The sequence below is a fragment of the Sinanaerobacter chloroacetimidivorans genome (assembly GCF_018128545.1).
Lineage (GTDB): Bacteria > Bacillota > Clostridia > Peptostreptococcales > Anaerovoracaceae > Sinanaerobacter > Sinanaerobacter chloroacetimidivorans.
Map to the genome: position 1 here is coordinate 54,992 of NZ_JAGSND010000009.1, position 25,671 is coordinate 80,662.

The 25,671-nt window shown below is 42.7% G+C and carries 20 protein-coding genes; 15 read left to right on the top strand and 5 right to left on the bottom strand.

Going from position 1 to position 25,671, the window contains the following annotated elements:
- Nucleotides 1–15 precede the first annotated feature (15 nt).
- The 5 genes from KCX82_RS13500 (at nucleotide 16) to cls (ending at nucleotide 4,092) form a co-directional block, all read left to right on the top strand.
- Nucleotides 16–948: an ABC transporter permease gene (locus KCX82_RS13500; RefSeq protein WP_227019012.1), complete on the top strand. Its 933-nt coding sequence runs from the start codon at nucleotides 16–18 to the stop codon at nucleotides 946–948.
- Nucleotides 941–1,714: an ABC transporter ATP-binding protein gene (locus KCX82_RS13505; protein WP_227019013.1), complete on the top strand. Its 774-nt coding sequence runs from the start codon at nucleotides 941–943 to the stop codon at nucleotides 1,712–1,714. The genes KCX82_RS13500 and KCX82_RS13505 overlap by 8 nt, the downstream gene beginning before the upstream one ends.
- 94 nt (nucleotides 1,715–1,808) lie before the next feature.
- The gene (locus KCX82_RS13510; RefSeq protein ID WP_227019014.1) at nucleotides 1,809–2,237 is read left to right on the top strand and encodes a SoxR reducing system RseC family protein; all 429 of its coding nucleotides are present in this window, start codon (nucleotides 1,809–1,811) and stop codon (nucleotides 2,235–2,237) included.
- Between the two features lie 32 nt (nucleotides 2,238–2,269).
- Nucleotides 2,270–2,593: a thioredoxin gene (trxA, locus tag KCX82_RS13515; protein ID WP_227019015.1), complete on the top strand. Its 324-nt coding sequence runs from the start codon at nucleotides 2,270–2,272 to the stop codon at nucleotides 2,591–2,593.
- A 38-nt stretch (nucleotides 2,594–2,631) separates the two neighbouring features.
- Nucleotides 2,632–4,092 (top strand): cardiolipin synthase, encoded by a 1,461-nt coding sequence (gene cls, locus KCX82_RS13520; protein WP_227019016.1) that lies wholly within the window; start codon nucleotides 2,632–2,634, stop codon nucleotides 4,090–4,092.
- A 21-nt stretch (nucleotides 4,093–4,113) separates the two neighbouring features.
- Here the strand turns inward: cls and KCX82_RS13525 are convergent, their stop codons facing one another.
- A complete protein-coding gene (locus tag KCX82_RS13525) occupies nucleotides 4,114–4,503 on the bottom strand; it encodes a hypothetical protein (RefSeq protein ID WP_227019017.1) in 390 nt (129 codons plus the stop codon).
- Between the two features lie 190 nt (nucleotides 4,504–4,693).
- Between KCX82_RS13525 and KCX82_RS13530 the strand changes: the two genes are divergently transcribed.
- Complete coding sequence (locus tag KCX82_RS13530; RefSeq protein ID WP_319633356.1) at nucleotides 4,694–5,935, top strand: serine hydroxymethyltransferase; 1,242 nt, start codon at nucleotides 4,694–4,696, stop codon at nucleotides 5,933–5,935.
- A gap of 78 nt (nucleotides 5,936–6,013) precedes the next feature.
- Here the strand turns inward: KCX82_RS13530 and KCX82_RS13535 are convergent, their stop codons facing one another.
- Nucleotides 6,014–6,910, bottom strand: coding sequence for a LysM peptidoglycan-binding domain-containing protein (locus KCX82_RS13535; protein ID WP_405127700.1), 897 nt, complete (start codon nucleotides 6,908–6,910; stop codon nucleotides 6,014–6,016).
- Nucleotides 6,911–6,941: 31 nt separating this feature from the next.
- Here KCX82_RS13535 and KCX82_RS13540 point away from each other — a divergent pair, with 31 nt between their 5' ends.
- From KCX82_RS13540 to clpB, 5 genes are all read left to right on the top strand, one after another.
- Nucleotides 6,942–7,133: a hypothetical protein gene (locus tag KCX82_RS13540; protein ID WP_227019138.1), complete on the top strand. Its 192-nt coding sequence runs from the start codon at nucleotides 6,942–6,944 to the stop codon at nucleotides 7,131–7,133.
- 87 nt (nucleotides 7,134–7,220) lie between these two features.
- Nucleotides 7,221–7,694: a hypothetical protein gene (locus tag KCX82_RS13550; protein ID WP_227019139.1), complete on the top strand. Its 474-nt coding sequence runs from the start codon at nucleotides 7,221–7,223 to the stop codon at nucleotides 7,692–7,694.
- 323 nt (nucleotides 7,695–8,017) lie between these two features.
- A complete protein-coding gene (locus KCX82_RS13560; RefSeq protein WP_227019018.1) occupies nucleotides 8,018–9,313 on the top strand; it encodes an ATP-binding protein in 1,296 nt (431 codons plus the stop codon).
- 71 nt (nucleotides 9,314–9,384) lie between these two features.
- Nucleotides 9,385–10,077, top strand: a complete 693-nt coding sequence (locus tag KCX82_RS13565; protein ID WP_227019019.1) for a site-2 protease family protein — start codon at nucleotides 9,385–9,387, stop codon at nucleotides 10,075–10,077.
- Between the two features lie 147 nt (nucleotides 10,078–10,224).
- A complete protein-coding gene (clpB, locus tag KCX82_RS13570; protein WP_227019020.1) occupies nucleotides 10,225–12,807 on the top strand; it encodes an ATP-dependent chaperone ClpB in 2,583 nt (860 codons plus the stop codon).
- Between the two features lie 87 nt (nucleotides 12,808–12,894).
- Here clpB and gdhA read toward each other — a convergent pair whose 3' ends face one another.
- The 3 genes from gdhA to KCX82_RS13585 all read right to left on the bottom strand — a co-directional run bounded on the left by gdhA (nucleotide 12,895) and on the right by KCX82_RS13585 (nucleotide 19,213).
- The gene (gene gdhA, locus KCX82_RS13575; RefSeq protein WP_227019021.1) at nucleotides 12,895–14,229 is read right to left on the bottom strand and encodes an NADP-specific glutamate dehydrogenase; all 1,335 of its coding nucleotides are present in this window, start codon (nucleotides 14,227–14,229) and stop codon (nucleotides 12,895–12,897) included.
- A 496-nt stretch (nucleotides 14,230–14,725) separates the two neighbouring features.
- Nucleotides 14,726–17,851 (bottom strand): PEP/pyruvate-binding domain-containing protein, encoded by a 3,126-nt coding sequence (locus KCX82_RS13580; protein WP_227019022.1) that lies wholly within the window; start codon nucleotides 17,849–17,851, stop codon nucleotides 14,726–14,728.
- 75 nt (nucleotides 17,852–17,926) lie between these two features.
- Nucleotides 17,927–19,213, bottom strand: a complete 1,287-nt coding sequence (locus KCX82_RS13585; RefSeq protein WP_227019023.1) for a Glu/Leu/Phe/Val family dehydrogenase — start codon at nucleotides 19,211–19,213, stop codon at nucleotides 17,927–17,929.
- A 707-nt stretch (nucleotides 19,214–19,920) separates the two neighbouring features.
- Here KCX82_RS13585 and KCX82_RS13590 point away from each other — a divergent pair.
- From KCX82_RS13590 to KCX82_RS13605, 4 genes are all read left to right on the top strand, one after another.
- Nucleotides 19,921–21,294, top strand: coding sequence for a Na+/H+ antiporter NhaC family protein (locus KCX82_RS13590; RefSeq protein WP_227019024.1), 1,374 nt, complete (start codon nucleotides 19,921–19,923; stop codon nucleotides 21,292–21,294).
- Between the two features lie 21 nt (nucleotides 21,295–21,315).
- A complete protein-coding gene (locus tag KCX82_RS13595) occupies nucleotides 21,316–22,548 on the top strand; it encodes a saccharopine dehydrogenase family protein (RefSeq protein WP_227019025.1) in 1,233 nt (410 codons plus the stop codon).
- 18 nt (nucleotides 22,549–22,566) lie between these two features.
- Nucleotides 22,567–23,793: a saccharopine dehydrogenase family protein gene (locus KCX82_RS13600; protein ID WP_227019026.1), complete on the top strand. Its 1,227-nt coding sequence runs from the start codon at nucleotides 22,567–22,569 to the stop codon at nucleotides 23,791–23,793.
- Nucleotides 23,794–23,950: 157 nt separating this feature from the next.
- A complete protein-coding gene (locus KCX82_RS13605) occupies nucleotides 23,951–25,378 on the top strand; it encodes a sigma-54 interaction domain-containing protein (protein WP_227019027.1) in 1,428 nt (475 codons plus the stop codon).
- The last annotated feature ends 293 nt before the right edge of the window (nucleotides 25,379–25,671 follow it).

The window sequence follows — 25,671 nt, forward strand, 5'->3', positions numbered from 1 at the left end:
AATGGAGATAATAAAATGACTTTCGCAGCGATTTTAGGATCCGTGGAACTGGGTTTCATCTATGCGGTGATGGCATTAGGCGTATTTTTGTCTTTCCGCACGCTAAATACACCGGATTTGACCGTCGATGGCAGCATCATTACAGGTGCTGCCACTTCTGCTATGATCTGCAGCATCGGATGGAGCCCCATACTGGCTTTGGGGCTGGCCTTCGTGGCAGGCTGTCTTGCCGGTTCGATAACCGCTTTGATGAATACCCGGCTGAAAATTCAGCCGCTGCTTGCCGGAATCCTTGTCATGTTAGGGCTTTACTCCATAAATCTCAGAATTATGGGCGGAAAATCCAACATGGCATTAATAAAGAATGATACGATTTACAAGTCTTTTGAGACTGTATTCCCCGGGAAATACAGTTCCCTTCTATTGGGACTTCTCATATTGATCATTGTCACCATTTGCCTGTATCTTTTCTTGAAAACAAGATTAGGCTTTGCTTTAAGAGCTACCGGTGATAATGAAGATATGGTAAAAGCATCCGGGATAAACAGCAATTTAATGAGATTGATAGGGCTGGCCGTTTCGAATGGTTTGGTTGGTTTGGCCGGCGGCATGCTGGTTCAATATCAATCCTTTGTGGATGTAGGAATGGGAGTCGGTATGGTAGTGATCGGGCTCGCTTCCGTCATTATCGGTGAAGCGATCTTTGGCACGAAATCCATGGGAAGAAGGCTTATCGCAGTTTCCCTGGGGGCCATACTGTATCGGCTGGTCATCGCATTTGCGCTGCAATCCGGAATGCCATCCAATGATTTAAAGCTGGTTTCTGCTGTTATTGTAACCATTGCTTTATCAACAGGAATCATGGGGGAAAAGCTTACCTTCCGGAAGAAGCCCAAAGAGTCGTTCTCAGTCAGGGACAAAGAAAAAGGCGGTGTAAAGCATGCTTAAAATTCACGGGATATCCAAAACCTTTGGCAAAGGTACAATCAATGAAAAGGTAGCCATTGACGACGTAACCCTGGAAGTGAAAAAAGGGGATTTTATTACGATCATAGGCAGCAACGGGGCGGGGAAGTCAACCTTGATGAACTGCATTTCCGGTGTTCTGGACATTGATGAAGGCAGCATCTTTCTTGATGACATCAACCTCACCCGTATGCCTGAATATAAGCGGTCCAAATTCATCGGAAGGGTATTTCAGGATCCTTTAAAAGGCACGGCTTTTGACATGACCATCGAAGAGAATCTGGCCATTGCCGGCAGTAAAAATAAGAGCCTTGGGCTGCAAAAAGGTCTCTCAGGTAAAGAGCGGGAATATTTCAGAGAAAAACTTGCGATGTTGGATATGGGGCTTGAAAATCGGATGAAGCAGAAATCCAAACTTCTGTCAGGAGGACAAAGGCAGGCATTAACCCTGTTTATGGCTGTCATTTCCAATCCGAAACTTCTCCTGCTTGATGAGCATACGGCCGCTCTGGATCCCAATGCGGCGCAGAAGGTCCTGGCATTGACAGAGGAATTTTCAAAGGCTCCGGGACTTTGCACCATGATGATCACCCATAATATGAAAGCAGCACTGGAATATGGAAACAGGACGATTCTTATGAAGGACGGCAAGGTAGTTCTGGATCTCATCGGAGAAGAACGGGCAAATATGTCCGTTGAGAAGCTCATCGCTCAGTTTGACATTGATAACGACAGAATGCTGCTCTGATTTCAAAGCTAAAAACAATTGTTGTTTACAACTCTTTAATAGTGGTATAATTTACTATGTTAAGTCTATACTATGATGTATCGAGGTATAATATATGAGAAAAACAGCTGACGTTTTAGAAGTATTGGACGATAATACCGCAAAGATTATGCTATACAAGCATAAAAAATGCCATGGTTGCGGCTCATGCAACAAGCATCTTCATCCCGGATCCATTTTTCAGGCCGAAAATGAGATTCATGCCAGGCAAGGGGATATGGTGGATGTAAAGGTAACAAAAGCCTTTTCCATAACGGAGTTTCTCATCGTTTATATCCTCCCTACACTATCGTTTTTTGCCGGATTGTTTCTGGGAGCCTTTATTTTTGATGGAAAAAATGAAGGGGCAATTTCTGTGGGACTTGCATTTATTTTGCTTATTGGAGCTATTATAATAAATGTAATTTATCGCAAGAGCTATCAGCCCAGATACAGCGTGTCCATTTTAAAAAGAATACAGCCGGCAGAACCAAGACTCAAATAAATTACATATACAAAGTATTGAGGAGGAAAAAAATGAAGGATATTGTTTATTTAACAGAAGATAATTATAATAGTGAGGCTATGGAATCCGATGTTCCTGTATTGGTAGATTTTTACGCCGACTGGTGCGGCCCCTGCAAAATGGTTGGTCCTATTTTGGAAGAAATGGCAGGTAAGTATGAGGGCAAGGCAAAGATCTGCAAGATCAATATCGATGAACAGCGTAAACTTGCTATAGCAAATAAAGTAATGAGCATACCTACTTTATTCTTCATTAAGAATGGCGAAATTAAAGAAAGAATTTCCGGAGCGCTGCCTCAGACTGTTCTGGAGGAAAAACTGGAAGCTTTATTATAGGATCGATAGCTTTTTCATAATAATAAGTGGAGGATCTGGTGTTTTCCATTACATTTATCAATATGTCAGCTTTAATAACAGGGCTTTTCCTCGTCAATTTTATGATCGCGTTAACCATCATTTTTCTTGAGAGGAAAAACCCTTCTGCTACCCTAGCCTGGATTATGATACTCTTTCTCGTACCAGTGGCAGGGATTATTTTTTATTTTTTGCTTTCTCAGAATATTGCGAGGCAGCGAATCTTCCGACTTTCAAAATTTGAAGAAGCAGTTATCAGTGCTTCCCTGAATGAACAGATTGAAAGTATCAAAGATGGAGAGATGATTTTCACCAATCCTGAGGCAAAAAAATGGCAGGATATGATTCGCCTGCACCAAACCTACGGAAATGCCTTTTTTACTCAGGACAATAAAATCATGATTCTTACCGACGGCAAGCATAAATTTGACTGCCTGCTTCAGGATATCAAAAATGCCACCAAAACCATCAATGTCATGTATTTTATTGTAAAGAATGATGCAGTAGGCAGAATGCTCCTTGAAGCCCTAACCGAAAAGGCTCTTCAGGGAATCGAAGTCAGGCTGCTTTTGGATGCCATGGGCTCCAGGCAAATCTCGCCAAAGATATTGGAAGCTTTTAAGCGTGCCGGAGGAAAGCATGCCTATTTCTTCCCGCCGAAATTTAAATATCTGAATATGAAATTAAACTATCGAAATCATCGGAAACTTGTCGTCATTGATGACGAAATCGGATACCTGGGCGGTTTTAACGTAGGAAACGAATATCTTGGAAAGGTGAAGAAAATCGGATACTGGCGAGATACTCATTTAAGACTTTTGGGATCCTGTGTTCAGGATATGAATGCCAGATTTATCCTGGACTGGCGCTTTGCCTCCAAGGAAACTTTGGTACTCTCCCAGGCTTATTATAATGCCCCTACCCATGCGGGGACAACGGGCATACAGATTGTATCCTCAGGCCCGGACTCTTCAAGGGAAGAGGTAAAGCAAGGATATTTGAAAATGATTTCCTCCGCGAAAAAGAATATTTATATCCAGACTCCTTATTTTGTCCCGGATTCCAGCATATTGGAGTGCCTGAAGACCGCTGTGCTTTCCGGTGTGGATGTGAGGATTATGATCCCCTGTAAGCCGGATCATATGTTTGTATATTGGGCTACCTATTCCTACATAGGGATACTTTTGGATGTCGGAGCAAAGATTTATATTTATGACAACGGCTTTCTTCATGCAAAAACCCTCTGTGTCGATGGGGAAGTAGCTTCCATTGGCTCTGCCAATTTCGATATTCGGAGTTTTCGTTTGAATTTTGAAGCCAACGCTTTTATTTATGATGCAGCTGAGGTCTATAAGCTGGAAGCTATATTTGAATCGGATATGGCTCAATCTCATGAGCTTACCAGACAGTTATACCGAAGACGGTCACTTCAGATCAAATTTAAAGAATCCGTATCAAGGCTTCTTTCGGATTTACTTTAGTAGCGAGTACTCAAGGCTGGTCTACCCAGCCTTGTAGTATTTTTGAAAGGAAAACAGGCACAGCTCAGCGACTAAACCGATTCCAAGACCGATAATGGACCAGGAAAATAACAGAATCAGCCCGGCCAGGTCGCCTTTCGCGTCCCAATTGCTCCCCAAAAACAGCTGATACATCTCATAAAATCCGATCAATAGTGAGAAAATAAAAATGATACCGGCGGTTTTATATCTCATAGAGTAGAGGCCCGAAGAAATCAGGCCTAAAATCATCGACAGGATAAGAAATGCCAGAACATTCTCACCAGTGAGCAGCTTATATGAAATAATTCTGATTCCTAAAAAAATCATTGCAAAAGAAGATATGGTGAAAATAAGAAATTGGAACCAGTAATTTTTGTTTAAATGATTCATGAGGTACCTCCCTGATTTTGCATATACGCTTGTGTGAATTACTTACCGAAGGTGATTTTTTTCTTATGTTTATTATGTCTCATTACACGATTTTCATTTGATTTGATTTGTAGGAAAGATATGATAAAAAAACTTGCTAATTATAGAAAATTTCTATATAATGTTACATTATGACGAAAGGGGAGCTTATATGTATTTTGATAACATGGACAAGGTAGATCCTGAAATCAGCGCCATCATTCGATCGGAAATGGCAAGACAGGAAAACAAAATTGAATTGATTGCTTCAGAAAATTTTACAAGCAGCGCAGTAATGGAGGCATGCGGCAGTGCCCTTACAAATAAATACGCTGAAGGCTATCCTGGGAAACGTTACTATGGTGGCTGTGAGCACGTGGATGAGGCGGAAAGCCTGGCCATTGAAAGAATGAAAAAACTGTTTCATGCGGAATATGCCAATGTTCAGCCGCATTCAGGATCCAGTGCTAATATCGCCGTATATTTTGCATTGGCAGAGCCCGGAGATACCATTCTGGGAATGGATCTTTCAAACGGCGGTCATCTGACTCATGGCAGCCCGGTCAATATGTCGGGAAAATATTTTAACTTTGTTCCCTATCGAGTAGACTCCGAAACGGAAAGAATTGATTTTGACGAAGTAAGAAAGCTGGCAAAAGAAAATAAGCCCAAAATGATTGTAGCCGGAGCCAGTGCGTATCCTCGTATCATTGAAGCAGATAAGTTCAGAGAAATTGCAGATGAAGTAGGCGCTTTATTAATGGTTGATATGGCGCATTTCGCCGGTCTGGTAGCAGCAGGTTTCCATCCTAATCCGGTAGAACATGCTCATGTGGTAACCACCACTACTCATAAGACTCTGCGAGGACCAAGAGGCGGCGCAATTCTGTGCAAAGAGGAATTCGGAAAGCAAATAGATAAAGCTATTTTCCCGGGAATTCAGGGCGGTCCTTTAATGCATATTATAGCCGGAAAAGCGGTTTGCTTTAAGGAAGCAGCAGCACCGGAGTTTGTAGAATATCAAAAACAGGTTCTTGTGAATGCCCAGGTGATGGCGGAAGAATTACTTGCGCAGGACTTTAAACTGGTATCCGGCGGTACGGACAACCATTTGGTATTATTGAATCTGACGAATAAGAATATTACCGGAAAAGAGGCGGAAAAGCTTCTGGATGCAGCAGGTATCACAACAAATAAGAATACGGTACCCAATGATCCAAACGGTCCCTTTGTAACGAGTGGTATCAGGCTGGGAACTCCGGCTATGACTACCAGAGGTTTTAAAGAAGCAGAAATGAGACGTGTCGTGGAAGCGATCGGTTTAATATTGAATCATCCAACAGATGCTGTGGCAGCAGAGAAAGCAAAGGGCATTGTTAAGGAACTTTGTGAAGCATTCCCATTATATAAATAGTGTAAGAGGAAAAAATCATATATTATAAGTATATAATAGAAAAAGCCAGAGAATCCTAGGAAACTCTGGCTTTTATAATTAGCTGGGGATGCAAACCTTTGTGCCTATGATAGAAAAGTCTTCTACGGCAAGCACCGGATTTGCTATTAATAGTCTGTCAGGAGATACGAGAAGTGTTCTGCTGATAGAATCCAGCGTATCTCCGGATTTTACCATATAAGCATCTGCCATTGGGCAGGTTCTAAACATATCGTCTGAAGGAATGCAAAGAGTCATATTTTCCAGAGATCCGCTGAAATCAACTCCCCGATTGCTGTTTTGAAGCGCTGCAAAGGATATTTCAAATCGATCCAGGATACGGGTTACGGTATCACCTCTTTGGGTGCTATACAAAGTACCGCCTGGGCAGCCGCCTCCTTGCTGATTGCTGGCTCCTCCGGGAATGCAGATTTTCATACCGATTCTCAGATTATATGGATCAAGATTCGGGTTAGCCTTAATGATGGAATCCAACGTAATGTTATGGTGTCTGGCAAGTGCGTAAAGCGTATCACCTGCTACAATGGTATGAATCATGCCATTGGGGCAAGCCGGTGTGGGGTAATCCGGTGTCGCGGGAGCTGCTCCGCCTGCGGACCTGGGGATGCAAAGCTTCATACCCACTTGCAGCATATAGCAGTCTACTTGCGGATTCGCCTTGATAATAGCATCCAACGTTACATTATGTTCTTTTGCCAGCATGTAAAGGGTATCTCCGGGTCTCACCGTATGAATCATGCCGTCACAAACTGGTGTCGGTGAAGGTGTTGGAACAGGCATTGGTGCAGGAGCCGGAGTAGGCATCGGTGTCGGCATTGGAGCTCCTGGAGCTCTGGGTATACAGATTTGTGATCCAATCTGCAGATTCGACGGATTTACGTTTGGATTCGCATTTAAAATAGCGTCCAACGTTACATTATAATTTCTTGCCAGCATGTAAAGGGTATCTCCTGCTCGAATTGTATGAATGACTCCGGTGCAGACTGGTGCAGGTGTTGGTACTGGTGTTGGTACTGGAGTTGGTGCTGGAGTCGGTCTGGGAGCCGGTGCTGGTATAGGCGCAGGAGTAGGCATTGGTGCTGGTGCTGGGGTCGGCGCTGGTGACACGACTCCGTTGGATCTTGGAATACAGATTTGCATTCCTACCTGTAAATTGTAAGGATCCAGGTTTGGATTTGCATTTAAGAGAGCATCCAGCGTTATGTTATAATGTCTTGAAAGCATGTAAAGTGTGTCGCCTCTCCTTATGGTATGCAGTCTTCCGTCACATACCGGTGCCGGCATAACAGGTCCTGTTGGCATAGGAGCCGGTGGCGGTGTCGGTCTGGGGACAGGTGCAGGTGTTGGTACTGGAGTCGGTCTGGGAGCCGGTGTTGGTGTTGGCATTGGAGTCGGTGCTGGTGTTGGAGCCGGTGCTGGAGTTGGTCTGGGAGCTGGCGCCGGTGTCGGCATTGGAGCCGGTGTTGGTGTTGGCATTGGAGCCGGTGGCGGTGTCGGTCTGGGGACAGGTGCAGGTGTTGGTACTGGAGTTGGTGCTGGAGTTGGTCTGGGAGCTGGCGCAGGTGTCGGCATTGGGGCCGGTGCTGGAGTTGGTCTGGGAGCTGGCGCTGGTGTCGGCATTGGAGCCGGTGCTGGGGTTGGCATTGGAGCCGGTGCTGGTTTCGGCGCTGGTTTTGTTGGTGGGCATTCTGTCATGAGACCGGGTATACAGATTTTCTGACCGACTCTTAAATTATAGGGGTTAAGTATTCTGTTGGCCTCCATAAGCATTGATACGGAAACGCCATATTTCTGAGATATGGAATAAAGAGTATCACCGGTTCTTACTGTGTATACCTCAACACATACATACTCGGTTGGGAGGCTAGGAGTCTTAGGAAAGCTAGGGCTCATACAATTATTGTGAACCATAATTTATCAATCACCTCTCGATCAAAATTTACTATCATATTATTTAAAATAAGCTTAAATTGTGATAAAATAATGAAATTAGGGACTACCAGTAGTTACCTTGTTTCACAATTTTAAGAAAGGAGCACTTCATTGAATAAAATCAACTTAGATACTCTCTTGCTATATGATAATATCAGGCAGAACGAGATTGTAATGACTGCTGTTAAAATATTGAACGAAATGGCTGAAAAAGAAGAAATATCCCATCTGGAGCCGGAATATTATGCGATACAAAGAGAGCTTCTGGCGTGCACTGATGGAAAAGAAGCCAAAGGTACTTACTGGGAGAACTATGTATGCCGGCTCATAGCCGAAAGTGAAAACCAATTCAGTCTGCTTGGAGAAAAGGGCGGTTTCGATACGAATATATTCAGGATTGCCTCCAGAGAAGTCAGCGTGCTTAAGTTGCTTTTTGCGTTTGATTGGGAAAGAATCTCAGGTCTTTTTCACGATCGTGAAACTTGCATCTGTCTGATGGATCGGTCTGAAATACCTGAAGAATTTCAGGAAAAACGTGAGAAAATCAGATTAGCTATGGAATCGGATGACGACCAGGAATCCATAGAGCTGCTTTTTGAACATTATCATGATAACGCCTGTGGCATTTATCAGGAATACGATGCCTTTGTCTGGGACGGCAGATTGATCGGAGTCAGGAATTACGACAAAATTTCCTTTGAGCAATTGGTTGGCTATGAAAAACAGAAGGAAGCGCTTATTGAGAATACGGAGGTCTTCTTAAACGGATACCGGACCAACAACGTGCTGCTTTATGGGGACAGAGGCACCGGAAAATCATCCTGTGTGAAGGCTTTATTGAATAAATTTAAAGACAGGAGACTGAAAATTATCTCCTTGAATAAAAATGATGTGAATCATCTCTATCAGATTATTGAATCGATAGCCAACAGAGGATGCAAGTTTATCATCTATATCGATGATCTGTCTTTTGAAGACACGGAAACAGGGTATAAATATTTCAAATCCATCATCGACGGCGGAATAGAAGCACAACCGACCAATGCGGTGCTGTATGTCACCTCTAATCGAAAAAATATTATCAGAGAAACCTGGCGGGATCGAGGAGATCTAAGTGCTGAAAATGAAGTGCATAGAAATGATGCACTTCAGGAAAAATTATCTCTGGCGGATCGCTTTGGGCTGACCATTACTTTCAGTGCACCGGATAAGCTTTCCTATCTGGAAATTGTCAAAAGCATAGCTTGTCAGGAAGGCCTTGATTACGATGAAGATTTGCTGAAAGAGGAAGCCCTGCGATGGGAGCTGAGGCAGCACGGCAGATCCGGAAGATCTGCCAGACAGTTCATTTATCATATGCAGGCAAAAACATTGAAACAGGAACCTTACAAAAGGCGGGGGGAATAAACCTATATCTGTAACAAAGTAAGGAAACTTGGAAAGGAAGAAAAAGATTGAGACTATTTTTTAATAACCCTATGGCGATCCTTTTAATCTTATTGCTGGCATCCCAATCTTTATTCAATGGCGAATTCAGTAATCCAATGGATTGGTTGATGAATAAATTAATCCTGCTGCCCGGAATATTAATCGGACTTTCCTTTCATGAATTTGCTCATGCAAAGGTTGCCAACATGCTGGGGGATGATACCCCCAGACTACAGGGCCGCGTTACCATTAACCCTGCTGCCCACATTGACCCTATGGGGATCATTGCTTTACTTTTTATCGGTTTCGGATGGGGCAAACCGGTGCAGGTGAATCCCATGAACTTTAAGAATATGAGAAGAGACGGCCTTTTGGTAGATCTGGCGGGAGTGACGTTAAATTTTATTCTTGCCGTTCTCTTTGCCGGGATACTGTGGCTTCTGGCTGCATTTCAGGGAGAGTTTCTTTATACGTATATGGGAGATGTGGTGGCGCAGATTATCCTATCCATCATATCTATCAATATCGTATTGATGGTTTTTAACCTCCTGCCCATACCGCCATTGGACGGTTTTGGTATCGTAACGGAAATCTTTGACCTCAGAAAGAAAGAGATCTACTATCGAATTTATGATAAAGGCTTTCTTATTTTGATGATCCTCATTTTGTTCAATATTACAGGCAGGGTATTGACGCCGCTGGTTGGAATCGTTTTTGATTTCGTCATGGGAATCTTCTTTTAAATAGCTTAGCTGCCTTTACAGGAATGCAGAAATAAGAAGAAAACAATGATTAGCACTCTATTGGTTAGAGTGCTAAATTTTTTGTTTATAATCCGAAACAAGTGGTATATAATAACAGTAAAAGAGATAAAAAAAGGGGGGTTACCTATGAATTTTGATAAATTTACACAAAATGCTCAGGCGGCAGTCATTGACTGTCAGAATATTGCGGTTCAGGAAGGGCATCAGCAATTGGATGGAGAGCATTTGCATCTTTCTCTTATGATGCAGCAGGATGGATTGATTCCAAAGCTCCTTAGCTTTATGGGAATCAATACGGGCGAAATCATAGGAGAGTTGGAAGTAGAAATGGAAAAGCTGCCGAAAGTCCAGGGAGGAAATGACAATATGTACTCTTCCAGACGGCTGAACCAGATTCTGATCAATGCAGAGAAGATTGCAGCAGACTTTAAGGATGAGTACGTCAGCGTCGAGCATTTATATCTGGCACTTCTGGATGAAAAGAATACGCCTTCGAGCAGAATCTTTAAAAAACATGGCGTTACCAAGGATGGCTTTCTTCAGGCGCTTACCAAAGTCAGGGGTAACCAGAGAGTGACCAGCCAAAATCCGGAGGATAATTACGATGCCCTGAACAAATATGGCAGAGATCTTGTCCAGTTAGCCAGAGAAGGGAAGCTGGATCCGGTCATCGGAAGAGACTCAGAAATCAGGCACACCATTCAGATCCTTTCCAGGAGAACAAAGAACAATCCTGTTCTGATCGGAGAGCCTGGTGTCGGAAAGACTGCCGTAGTAGAAGGTCTCGCCCAGAGAATTTTAAACGGAGACGTTCCGGAAGGTTTAAAGGATAAAACCATCTATGCTCTTGATATGGGTGCGCTCATTGCCGGTGCAAAATTCCGCGGTGAATTTGAAGAAAGACTGAAGGCAGTATTGAATGAAATTGAAAAATCTGATGGAAGAATCATTCTATTTATTGATGAAATCCATAATATAGTAGGGGCAGGAAGAGCAGAGGGCTCTATGGATGCAGGAAATTTGCTGAAACCGAAACTTGCCAGAGGAGAGCTGCATTGCATCGGAGCCACTACATTGGATGAATACCGAAAGAATATTGAAAAGGATGCCGCTCTGGAAAGAAGGTTCCAGAAAATTTTGGTGGATCAGCCCACTGTAGAAGATACCATTTCCATTTTAAGAGGGCTGAAAGAAAGATTTGAAATTCATCATGGGGTCAGAATCACAGATAATGCGCTGATTGCCTGCGCCACTCTGTCCGACCGGTATATCAGTGATCGTTTCCTGCCGGATAAAGCCATCGACTTAATGGATGAGGCTGCCTCCAAGATCCGTACGGAGATTGACAGCTTGCCTGCAGATCTGGATGAAAGTGCAAGAAAAATCATGCAGCTGGAAATCGAAAAGCAGGCTTTAGGCAAGGAATCCGACAATGCATCCAAAGCAAGAATGGATCATATCGACAAGGAACTGTCGGAACTAAAGGAAGCCAACTTCGCAATGAGAGCCCAATGGGAAAATGAAAAGAAATCTATCACGGAGTTAAAAGCTACCAAGCAGCAAATTGAAGAAGTAAAGCTTCAAATTGAAGACGCCGAAAGAAAATATGACCTGGAAAAGCTTGCCCAGTTGAAATATGGTACCTTACCTGAACTGGAGAAAAAGCTGGAGGAACTAAAAGAAGTTCAGGAAGAGGCCAAAGAAAAAAGATTGCTGAAAGAAGAAGTCACGGAAGAAGAAATTGCCGAAGTGGTTTCCAAATGGACGGGAATTCCGGTGAGCCGGCTGGTGGAAGCGGAAAAAGAAAAACTGCTTCGGCTGGGTGAGGTGCTCCATCAAAGGGTCATTGGCCAGGATAACGCCGTATCGGCAGTTTCTGAGGCTGTATTGAGAGCGAGAGCCGGTCTGAAGGATATCAATCGTCCTATCGGATCTTTCATCTTCCTGGGTCCTACCGGTGTGGGAAAAACAGAATTGGCAAAGGCTTTGTCCGAGGCTCTGTTTGATACTGAAAAAAATATGATTCGTATCGATATGTCCGAATATATGGAAAAACATGCAGTTTCCAGATTGGTAGGAGCTCCTCCGGGATATGTGGGCTATGACGAAGGCGGTCAGCTTACCGAGGCTGTCAGACGAAGACCTTACAGCGTTATACTCTTTGATGAAATAGAGAAAGCGCATCCGGATGTATTCAATATTCTGCTGCAGCTTTTGGATGACGGCAGGCTGACGGATAATCAGGGGAGAACTGTAGATTTTAAAAATACTATCGTCATTATGACCTCCAATATAGGAAGCCCATACCTCATTGAAAACATCAGCAAGGACGGGACCATTACCGAAGAGGTGAAGGAGAGGGTAGAGGCTGAGATGAAGCGTCATTTCAGACCTGAATTTTTAAACAGAATCGATGACGTTGTTGTATTCTCGCCGTTAACAGAGGAACAAATCATGAAGATCATCGATCTATCCTTGATCCATATCCAGCAGAAATTGAAAGAACGTGAAATTACCATTACACTGACAGATTCAACAAAAAGATTTATTGCCGAGGAGGCCTACTCGCCTGTATATGGCGCCAGACCTGTGAAACGATATCTTCAGAAGCATATAGAAACCGAAATCGCCTCAAAGATCATTAGAGGTGAAGTTAAGGATGGCGATAATATCACCATCGACATCAAGAATGATGGGCTAAGCTTCTAATCTGAATTACAGGCTGGCAGCTAAAATAAAACAAGACAGGAGCACCTGTCTTGTTTTTATGTGTAGTTAATTGTAATCTTTTATGGTTTAGATAATGCCCTGAGCCAGCATAGCTTTAGCAACCTTCTGGAATCCGGCAATGTTAGCACCAGCTACATAATTTCCAGTCATACCAAATTCTTTGGAAGATTCGTCACAAGCTTTGAAGATGCTAGTCATGATGCTATCAAGCTTAGCGTCAACTTCTTCGAATGTCCATTCAAGTCTCTGGCTGTTCTGTGACATTTCAAGAGCGGAAGTAGCAACTCCACCAGCGTTGGCAGCCTTAGCTGGTCCAACAAGAATGCCCTTGGATAAGAAGTACTTAACAGCTTCGTTTGTACAAGGCATGTTAGCGCCTTCACCTACTGCGTAGCATCCGTTAGCAACTAATTTCTTAGCAGATTCTTCGTTGATGTCGTTCTGAGTGGAGCAAGGAAGAGCAATGTCGCACTTAACGTCCCAAACAGATCCGCCGGCAACGTAAGTTGCATTTGGACGAGCTTTTACATATTCACTGATTCTAGCTCTTTGAACTTCTTTAATTTCTTTTACTGTTGCTACGTCGATTCCGTCTTCATCAATTACATAACCGTTGGAGTCAGAAACAACAACAACTTTTGCGCCATAGGACTGAGCTTTCTGGCAAGCATAGATAGCAACATTTCCGGATCCGGAGATAACAACTCTCTGTCCGTCGAAGCTCTTTCCGTTAGCTTTCAGCATTTCTCTTGTGAAGTAGATCAAGCCATAACCTGTAGCTTCTGTTCTAGCTAATGAACCGCCCCAGCCAATACCTTTTCCGGTAAGTACGCCAACGAATTCATTTCTGATTTTTCTATATTGACCATACATGAAGCCGATTTCTCTTCCGCCTACACCGATATCTCCAGCAGGAACGTCAGTGTCAGCACCAATGTACTTGCAAAGCTCTGTCATAAAGCTCTGGCAGAATCTCATTACTTCAGCATCAGACTTTCCTTTAGGATCGAAGTCGGAACCGCCTTTGCCGCCGCCGATTGGAAGAGTTGTTAATGAATTTTTAAAGATTTGTTCAAATCCTAAGAATTTGATAATTCCAAGGTATACGGAAGGATGGAAACGAAGTCCTCCTTTGTAAGGTCCGATTGCACTGTTAAACTGTACTCTGAAACCTCTGTTAACCTGCACTACTCCTTTGTCGTCTACCCAAGGAACACGGAACATGATCTGTCTTTCAGGCTCAAGAAGTCTTTCAACGATACCAGCTTCAACGTATTGAGGATTTTTTTCCAAAACAGGAGCGATAGATTCTAGAACTTCTTCCACAGCCTGGTGGAATTCAACTTCTCCAGGATTTCTTTTCTTAACGTCATCTAAATACTTTTTTACAATACTTGACATTTTTTTTCTCCTCTTTCTTATTTTTATTTTTTAACTGTAATAAAAAGTAAGTTATCTTATGGCTTAACATTATCATATTGTGAAAATACAGTCAATAAAAACAAGCGTAAAAAATGCCGTTTTTGTAAAGTTGTAATATTCTGAAAACGATGAAATTTAAACGTTTGCAGAGTGTAATACTGTATACACAAATGGGGAAATGACCGTTTATTTTGCCGAAAAATAGTTGAAATATTGAAAAAATTTAAAGGTAAAAACTATCGAAAAAGTACCATTTTATTACAGAATGAGTTAAACTCAGCATCAGAGAGTTGTAAAAAAATGGAATACGACCCTCTCTTTGAATCATAGTTTCCTCAGAAAACTTCTTATTTATACAAAAAAATACACCGCAAATGCGGTTGAAATTATACCGACATTCACGATGCACCTTTGAAATACAATACTTATTTAATTTCTTTCTATTATAGAATATATCAAAAAAATTTATTAAAAATTAGTCTTCTACGATTCTCAGCGGTGTAGCGGGGTCATAGACGGAGTTTATTTTACTCGCATAGGAGTCTTTTTCTTCGATATCCCGATCCGTTACGTAATGAACATCCAAAAGTCCGTCGGATTGATATCCGGTTTTCAGGAAGTTGATTTCCGATAAAGCCATACTCCATCCGGAGAGCCAGGTATCCAGCTCCTCTTTTTGCTTCTGGGTTCCGTTAAAATGAATGAGCAGATCGATATCGCTGTTCAGCCTTGCCGTACAGTTACAGGTGCTTCCGAACAGATAGATTCCTTTTACGCCGAAGCTCTTGCAATCCATTTTCGCCGCAATTTTTTCAGCCATGTAATGTCTCCATTTCCAGCCTTGCCCCTCATCCTGCTCCGTTTTATCCTCAGGTTCTTCAATAAAAGAGGAGGGTCGCTGCCCCGGCTTAGGGGAATGATCCAAATAGGCCACAGCTCTTTCAAGATCCGCATTCATCAAAATGTTCAATTCTTTTCGATAGTAATTCTCGCCGATATTGATCACCTTTATGACGTCATCGAGATCCGCATAGGCAGGGAGAATTTTTTCAAGTGCGTTTGTATTCTGCGTAAAAAAGCTTTTCTGAAACTGTATTCCGCTATTTTCCGGATATAAGGGGAGGTATTTGATATCAGCCTCAACCAGATCCTGAAAGAAATGGGTTCCAAAGGAAAGCTCCGGCTGATGTTTTGATTTCTTTTGCGAAATCTCTATCAGCATGGCAGCATTGCTGATATCGGAATAGGTGACCTTGACTCCCAACTTGATGTCACCGCGGCTTCCCCATCGGCCGGGACCCATCAAAATAAAGCTTCTTCGATAGAGGATTCTGTTCAGTTCCCCAATGGCGTTTCCAACTCGGACGAGATCCTCATGGCGTTCCAGATTGCCGTAGGCCTCCGGATCTACATAGACCACCGTTTTGATTCCGGTGACTTTGCCGTTGGAAATATATTTATCGGCGGTAAAGATGGTGCTTTGCGGCGATATATTCGTCGGAATGGGAACGGGGAAGCTGCCCCTGCTTTTACTTTGGGGTCTGCACTGCAGCAGATAAAAGGTTTCACCATCACTGGCAAACTCGATATCAACCGGATAGCCCAGCTTTTCCTTCAATAAGGAAAGAATGGTCTGCATCTGTGAAATCATGCCCGTTCTGCTGATCAATCCGTCAAAAGTAACAATAAACTGATCATTTCTATAATCCACATCAAAAGTGTTGAGTTCCGATACGAAATCTTCCTTTAAAATGGATGCCGCATGATTCAGGAAGGGAATCTCCCTTCCGTATTCTCTGATCATTTCAGAGATCGGAACCGATACAAAGCGGTTGGTTTCCACATCAATGACGTCCATCATCTGAGGAGAATATCTTCGAATTTCCTGTGGCACCTGATTTACCCGAAGCTTTGGCTGACCCGGAGAGATCAGCACGGGAAAATCATCTCCCACGCGGTCAACTGCTCGGGTTCCCAAACCCATCACCATACGCAGCAGGCCATCCTCTCTGTTGATTCTGGGAGACCATCTGAATTCGTTGTTGCTGAAGGCAACTCCCGCATATAAAGGGAAATAATAGGGTCCGATCCGTCTTCCCACAACTTCCTGTATCATAATACCCATCTGCTCCGCGCAATCCAGCAAATTCCGCTCCCTACGGTATTGTATGGAGTCGGGGCTGAACATAGATGCGTAGATTTCCAAAATTCCGTCCACAAGACTTTGAAGACGTTCCTCTTTTGTACCGGTATTTGTCAGGAACAGGCTTTTATATTTCCCAGAAAAAGAGGAATTCTTCTGATCCTCCAGCAAGCTGGAGGAACGTATAATTAAAGGTTTATCCGTACATTGATCCAGAATTTGGCTCAATTCTGTCATAACGTAGGGAGACAAACGGGAATTTTTAATGGACTGAACAATTTTGGGGTAGCTGATCCTCACTTCAAAAATATCCCGGTATTTATGTTCGTTCAGCTCATCCAGATGGTTGTCGTGGAGGAGATTTTCCAGTTCGTCAGCGGAAATAAACCAAGTTTTTAACATTTTAATATTTTTAAAATCCGGATCTTGTCCCAGACAAGCCTGTACAATTTTATTTGCAAGAAAGAATCCTGCTGCTTTTCCGCCGACTCTTCCGGAACTTTTCGGTGAACAGATCAGGGTACTCAGCAATTGGGAAAAGTCTTCCGTAGACAAATATCTTCTGGCATTCTCCATCAGTCTGGGCTCGTCGGTAAGAAATCTCCTCATCAATTCCACAATAAGCCATCTCTTCGTTGTTCTGCTGGAATTTTCACTGGTACTCATGGCTTTCCCGTATTGCAGCAGCGCATGGGAGATATCCTTGACATCGGAATCCTTTTTTCCAACCAGTTTAATTAACTCATAGGTTTTTCCCTGATAGATCCACAGACTGATCTCATCAAAAATCTGCGTATCGTCAAGGCAGGATTTGGCGGCACGGAATATGCCTTTGCTCAGACGGATGACATCGACGGCAGGAAGGCTGCCGTGAGGGAAGTTGATTTCTCCCAGATAATCCTGTTTGACCCAGTCCATTTCATTCAATATGTCCTGAACCACATTCGGATGATCCTTTGCAAGAAGAGCAAGCATCTTCTCGCAAACGTGGAGCAGCATGGTGTGATCGGTTCGCTGAAGAAGGTTGATGATCGCCTTCCAGTTGCTTCTGGTAGCACTCTGGCTCTGAATTTCCTGCTGATGTACAAATTGAGCGATTTTATTGGCTACGGCTTTTAGAAGTTTTTCTTCCTGCACCAGGAAGGCGGTTTCTTCCTCGTTCTTTTCATAAGCTGCTTTTATGTATCCCCGAACCTTTTGGTTAACAACGATGGCCGATTGGATTTCATTTCCGTTGGATATGACCGGTTTGGCGGAATAAATCTCGTCATCAAAAAATATGGTCACGATGCAGTCATTCACATTGCAAAACCCTGAGGGCAGAACCTTGGAAACTTCCATTAAAATATCCGAGAGTGAGCTGTTGGTCAGAGCATCATCAACTAAATACAGGCATTCTAATTCTTTAGCCCGTTCTTTTAAAAAGGTTACTGAAAAATTTTGTGTATCGTCTATCATATGAGATCCTCCTGGAAATACAGTTAGACTATACCCAAAAGGATATAGTCTAAAAAGTGGCGGTCAGTCTATCTTTTACACCCAACCCCGAAGCTTTACCGCTTCGGCCACGCGATTAATTGCAATGATGTATGCGGCATCCCGCATATATAAATCTTTTTCTTTTGCCAGACGATAGACAGCCTGGAATGCTGAGGTCATTTTTTCATCAAGCTTCTCCAGAACTTCCTCTTTAGGCCAGAAATAATTGGAGTTGCATTGAACCTGTTCAAAGTAGCTGCAGGTAACTCCTCCTGCATTGGCCAGGAAATCGGGAACGAGAAAAATAGAACGTTTCTTGATCAATTCATCGCATTCCGGTGCGGTAGGACCGTTTGCACCTTCACAGATAACCTTTACATTTTTGCTGACTTTTTCAAATGTATCCGTTGTGATCTGGTTTTCAAGAGCACATGGAAGGAGAATATCCACATCCTGTGCGATCCATTCGCCGCCGTCCAGTAATTCACAGCCTAGTTCAACTGCTTTTTCCTTATTAATGGTACCGAAAGAATCCTTGATAGCAACCATCTTATCTATATCCAGTCCGTCTTTTTTTCGGAAAGTATAGGACTTTTGATCATGATTATCCCAGCTGGAGATGGCCACGATTTTGCCTCCCATGCTGGTATAAAGCCTGGATGCGTATTCCGCAACGTTGCCAAAGCCCTGAAGGCTGGCAGTGGTAGAGGAAACAGGAATATCCAGAGCCTTTAACGCTTCTCTCAGCGAGTAAATCACCCCATAGCCAGTTGCTTCCGTTCTGCCTAAAGATCCGCCGGAGCCAACCGGTTTTCCTGTAATCGTTCCGGGGTAGTGCCCCCCGAAAATAGTCTCGTATTCATCCAGCATCCATAACATATGCTGGCCGTTGGTCATGACATCAGGAGCCGGAACGTCAATTACCGGGCCGATGTTTTTTGCGATTTGTCTCACATATCCCCGACAGAGCCTTTCCTGTTCTCCTTTGGAAAGGTTATGAGGATCACAAATAATTCCGCCCTTGGCGCCACCCAGTGGAATATCTACCACAGAACATTTCCAGGTCATCCACATGGAAAGGGCTCTTATGGTATCCACTGTTTCCAGAGGGTGGAAACGGATCCCGCCCTTTGCCGGGCCTCGTGCAGCATTGTGCTGGATTCTGTAACCATGAAATATCTTAGTTGAGCCGTCATCCATTTTTACGGGAATAGTAAAATGAAATTCACGGCTTGGCTGACGTAACAGTTCCCTTACGGAAGGATCAAGATCAAGCACATCCGCTATTTGATCAAATTGTGATTGCGCTGCTGCGTAAGGATTGTAGCCTTGCTGATTCATAGAAAAAACCTCCTAATCGTTTCCTCACATAGTTTGGGGAAATAGCCGGTACCGGACAACTGATTTTTAGTTGCTCAGTACGCCATAAATTATGCAGCATAATTTGTTATGCACATAATATTCTATTGAAAAATACTTGTCAATACGAAACAATTTAGAGAGAATATTGCGCCAATTCAACGGTTGTAATTAAATGTAAGCCGGCAAATAATCTATCCTTGATGTGTATAAATAGTTCCCATACCCTTCTGATAATATACGTAGAAAGGGCTTGAATTTAGCATGAGCAAGGATTTTATCATAAGATTCTGAAAGATCTTCGGCTGACTATTCATTTACATTTACTGTAAGATTTATAAAAAAACAATGAAAAAAAATTTTTAATATACACTATAAACCTTTCAAAACAAATGATTGTAGGTAGTTTCAATTCAGCAACAATTTGTGTTTCAATAATGCAACGGAAAAAAACATGTGGTATCTTGAGCAAATCAACATTAATATATGAATATTAAAAATATTTTGAAAAAAATATGGCAAACAGTTGCATTTTTGAAACTCTTTTTTACTGAATCATGATATCGGCTGCTATAAAATGAGTGAAAATCAAGGATTACAGACATACTGCGGATTGGCATGGTAATTGCTCTAGTAAGAAAGAAAGTAAGTAAGAATAACGAACCTATAGAAAGAAGGGATATCAGAACATGGAAGCTACTGTAAATTATGGACTCATAACTTTATTACCACCAATTATCGTGATCGCATTTGCATTAATTACGAGAAAAACCTTTGAAGCATTGATCATCGGCGCTGTGGCAGGCTATATCATAGCATACGGAACCGGTTTTTTCGGCCCTTTTTTAGATGCTTTGCAAGGGGTGGTTGCCGATGATATCTGGATGTTCATCACCTTGGGACTTTTCGGAAGCTTTGTTGCTTTGCTGAAAAAGTCTAATGGAACTTACGGATTTGCCAATCTTGTACAAAAATTTTCAAACACAAGAAAAAAATCTTTAGTTATTTCCTGGATCCTTGGGATTTTAATTTTTATGGATGATTACTTGAATATTCTTACCATATCTTCCTCTATGAGAGATTTGTGTGACCGGCAAAAAACGCCGAGAGAAATGCTGGCTTACGTAATAGATTCCACAGGTGCGCCTGTTTGTGTACTGATTCCGATTTCCACCTGGGCGATCTTTTATGGAGGAGTTATCGGGGAACAGGCCGGAATGGATGCCTACGGTTCCGGGATGGACATCTACATACAATCAATACCGTTCCTTTTCTACGGCTGGGTCGCCATTATCGTAGTCCCACTTGTGATCCTTGGAGTCATTCCTTTGATGTTCGGTATGAAAAAAGCCTATCATAGAGTGGATACGACGGGGAGAGTTTATTCCGAGGCCAGTGACAGATACAACAAAGTGGCTGCATCTCCGGCAGCAGAAGAGGCAAGCGGAAAAGCAAATATCTGGAACTTTATACTTCCTTTGGTGGTAATCGTTGCCGTTACCATTTATACAGGCGATATGCTGATCGGTCTCATTGCAGCCATAGTTCTCGCACTCATTCTTTATTTGCCGGCAAAAGTAATGACCTTTACTGAATTTTCCGAGGAGTTGGCAGCGGGCTTTGCTTCAATGATCCCCATGCTGTTTATCTTGGCCGGCGCTTTTGTCATTAAGGCTTCCATGGATGAAATCGGACTTCCTCAATACGTAATCAATGGAGTCCTGCCGTATATGAATGCACAGCTGTTTCCTGCCATTACTTTAATCGTAGTAGCTTGTCTATCCTTTGTTACCGGAAGCAATTGGGGAATTCCTGCGCTTACCGTACCGATTCTCATACCCCTTGCCCTTGCAGGCGGCGCCAATCCTATTCTTGTATTCGCAGCCATTGTTTCGGGAGGAACCTTTGGAAGCCATGCCTGCTTCTATTCGGATGCTACCGTATTAACTTCCCAGTCCTGCGGAATTGAGAATTTGGAACACGCTTTTACACAAATACCCTATGCGCTCATATCAGCAGCATTGTCACTGATACTCTTCGTAGTATTTGGCTACGTAATATAATCATGATAGGAGGATTTCAAAATGAAAGTAGTCGTATTGGGAGCAGGATTGCAGGGAATCGCAACTGCTTTGGATTTAGCCTGGAATGAAAACATGAAGGAGATTCTGCTGGCGGATCTTAATTTGGAAAGAGCGGAATACGTTGCCGCCTTATGTAACAGGAAATATGGACATAAGGTAAAGGCAGTAAGCTGTGATGTTTCTGATTTTGCCGCTTTGGTCGAGTTGATTCGGGGTTATGATCTTGTAATCAATGAGGTAAATTATTATTTCAACTGCCATATCATGGATGCCTGTCTTGAAGCCGGCGTAAATTATGTGGATATCGGAGGGCTTTATGTAGAGACCATTAAGCAGATGAAATACAAAGACCGATTTGAAAAAGCAGGCCTGCTTGCCATTATCGGAATCGGAGGGACTCCCGGTGTTACCAACGTCTGTGCAAGATGGGCTGCCGACCGTCTGGATACGGTAGAGGAAATCAATATCAGCTGCGGCTGTGATGATTGGTCCAAATCAAAGAAAACCTTTGAAGTAACCTATGCCATTGAAACCATTATGGATGAGTTTTATATGAAGCCTATTCAGTACATAGACGGAAAGTATAAAGAGGTAGAGCCCAGGAGCGGGGGCGAGATCATCCAATATGCGAAACCAATCGGAGACCAGTACTCCTATTTCATCATGCATTCAGAAATAGGGTCTCTTCCGGAGGTATACAAGAATAAAGGAATCAAAAATTGCACCTTCCGTATCGGTTTCCCGGAAGCCATTAAAGAAAAACTAGAATTTCTCCATGGACTTGGATTCAGCAGGAAAGATTTCATTCCGGTAGGTGACTGCAAAATAAAACCTGTCAATGTATTAAAGAGACTGATGGATCTGCAGCCTGATGATCCCGAAGCCACGATCAACGACTGTGATATTATTAAGACCGTTGTTACCGGAACAAAGGACGGAAGAAAGCTGGAATATGAACTGGAAGCAATCTGCCGTCCGGTAGAGGAGTGGCCTGAATTGCTGGGCGCACAGGTATATATCGGCGGTGCCCCGGCATGGGCGGCTGAAATGATCCGAAAAGGACAAATCAAAGGGCCCGGTGCATTCGCTCCGGAAGAATGCATTCCGCCGGAAGAGTTTTTTGCTGAAGCGGCAAAACGTGAAATTTATATAAAAGCAACTCAAAGGACATACCTTGGAACAGAGAATTGGGAAGCTGCCAGGAAAAAGGAACTGATCGAGCAGGGCAGATAATCATTGGGAGGAGAGCTTATGAAAATCGTAATTTTAGGGGCCGGAATACAGGGAGGCATCGTTGCTTCTGATTTGTGTGATGCAGAATTGAGCCCGGGGCAAAGGGATCTTACTATTTGTGACTATCAAGCTCATAAAGCAAAAAACATCGGAGAGAAATTGGGAATCCAAGCCAGGCAATGTGATGCTGCGAATCATGAACAATTGGTCGACATCATTCGAGGCGCGGATATCGTGGTCAATTGCGTTCAGTATCATTGGAATGTCGGCATCATGAAAGCCTGCCTGGAGACAAGGTCTCATTATATTGATCTTGGCGGACTTTTCCATGTTACCAGAAAACAATTTGAACTTCATGATGATTTCCTCCAGGCAGGTTTGCTTGCGGTTTTAGGGATGGGCAGCACTCCGGGCACTATGAATGTTATGGCAGGATATGCGGCAGGCCTTCTGGATACGGTAAGGGAAGCCCATGCCATCTGTGCCTGCGGAGATTTTACGAAAACCAATGCGGTAATCGGGATTCCCTATTCTCTGCAAACCGTTATGGAAGAACACACGCTGGATCCCTGGATACTGAGAAATGGGGAACTGGTTTCTGTACCGGCAGGAAGCGGGAAAGAGATGATCCATTTTTCAGAACCTATCGGACTGGCAGAAGCCGGGTATTGCATCCATTCTGAGCCGGCACAGTTTTATCGTTCGTTCAAAGAAAAAGGTATCAAAGAAGCAAGCTTTAAATTATCCCTGCCGGCATCTTTTGAAGAGAAAATCAAATTTCTTTCGGAAATTGGCTTCGGCAGTGAGGAAACAATACGGGTAGACGGTAATGAAATAAACCCTCTGAGGACCATGATTGCTGTGATCAATCGATACCTTGAACGGTATGATGATTCAGGGGACGGAGCCCTGAACGATTGCGATGTTCTCCGCATGGTAGTACAAGGCAAAAAAGATCAGATGGAAAAAGAAATCGTTGTGGAATCCGTGATCCGGACAAGTGAGAAATGGGGATTCATGGCAGGAGCATTGGATACCGGCGTGCCCCCTTCCATAGTGGCGCAGATGATTGAAAAAGGGCAAATAACAGCAAGGGGAGTTTGCTCCCCTGAACAGTGTGTTCCTCCTATTCCCTATTTTAAAGAACTGGAAAAAAGAGAGATGCCTGTTTATGTTCTGGAAAAAAGCCCGCTTTCCAGTGATGATTTTTCCTGCTTAAACCGTGTAGTTTCAAAACCGAAATAAGGATTGGGTTTCCTGAATTGTTTCTTGTTACAAAGTCCTGATTATGTGATTATAAGAGGAATATTCCTTTGGAATACTCCTCTTTTTCTTGTAAAGAATCTCTAAAAAATGCATAATAGAGGTAACTTATTCTCTTCTTAAGATAGGGGTGAAGCTATTGGTCAACTTTAACGGATTGTTTCAAAATCATTATGAAGAATTGTCCGAAATTTTAAACTGTATCAAGGTAGGTATTTACATTACCGATGGTAAAGGAAATACGATCCTGCTGAACGATGAATCTTGTAAAACAGGAGGTTTGACAAGAGATGAAGTGGTGGGAAAAAACATGCGGGAGCTGGAAGAGATGGGGTTTATCAAGGAATCCTGTGTTCTTCGAACGTTGAACAGCGGTGCGGAAGAAAATATGATCCAAAACTTAGGTGATGGGGGAGAGATCTTTGTTACTGGTGTACCTTGCTGCCGGAATCATAAAATAGAATATGTGGTCTGCACGGAAAGAGACATCACTGAAATGTCTATTTTAAAGGATCTGCTGAAAGAAAAGGAAGAACGAGAGGAAAAGTATGAAAAAGAAATATTATATCTAAGAAATAAAAGCCTGGAAATGAGCGGAAATATCATAACCGAGGATCAAAAAATGAAGTACATCGTAGAGAATGCCTTAAGAGCCGCAAGGCATGATACTACGATTCTGCTGACAGGGGAATCCGGCACCGGAAAAGAGGTTTTCGCAAATTTGATCTATAAAAACAGCAGCAGAGTCGGGAAACCATTTATTAAGATCAATTGTGCCGCCATTCCGGAAAATCTATTGGAATCTGAATTCTTCGGCTATGACAAGGGGGCTTTTACAGGGGCCGACAAAGATGGGAAAATGGGAATTTTTGAATTGGCTGACGGCGGAACGCTGTTTCTGGATGAAATCGGTGAGCTGCCTACCCATCTTCAATCAAAGCTGCTGCGCTGCTTACAGGAAAAGGAAATCATGCGAATCGGCGGTCAAAAATCCATACCGGTGGACGTAAGAATTATTGCTGCGACCAATGCCAATTTAAAAAATGCCATTGAAAAGGGAACCTTCCGGGAGGACCTTTATTACCGTCTGAACATCTTACCCATAGAACTGATTCCGCTGCGTGAGAGAAAAGGCGATATTGAAAAGCTGACCTATCATTTTATGGACAAATATACGAAAAAATATATTGTTGAAAAAAAAATTACTAATGAAGCGATTCAAGCTTTAAAAAAATATCACTGGCCGGGAAATGTAAGGGAGCTTGAAAATGTAATTGAAAGAATCATTATTTCCTTTGATGGTATTGAAATTACTAAATTTCAGGTCAACAGGCTGCTTTACGGAGACAGTGACAATCCGAAGAAGATAAAAATCTTGGAAGGAGCTACCTATAAGCAGCTGATGGAAGAATATGAACGGCAGATCCTGAAGGAAATGATGAAAAAATATAAAAAAGCTTCTCTGATATCTAAGAAATTGGATATCAACAAATCCACGCTGTCGAGAAGACTGGCCAAATACAATATAAGAGATGAAGAAGAGGTTTCGAAATTGAAACAAATATAGTTTCAATTTTAAAATCTGAAGAAATAGATAACCTCAAGAAAAATCAAGACTTTAAAGGCAAACTGTTCCTCATAATTTTCTATATAATAGGTCTTTCATAAGAGTTTTATCGATCGCTAGTTTCAAAATTGAAATTTTGCCAATATCACAATAAGAAAAGTATGGAAGCCTGCGTTATCACTGTTGATAATGCAGGCTTTTCTTTACTTTTTTAGGTTGGCAAAATATTTGCAATAAAAAATTATGATGCGCTGATAGATTTTTCCGAAAAACAAAAAATGAAAAAGGAGAGA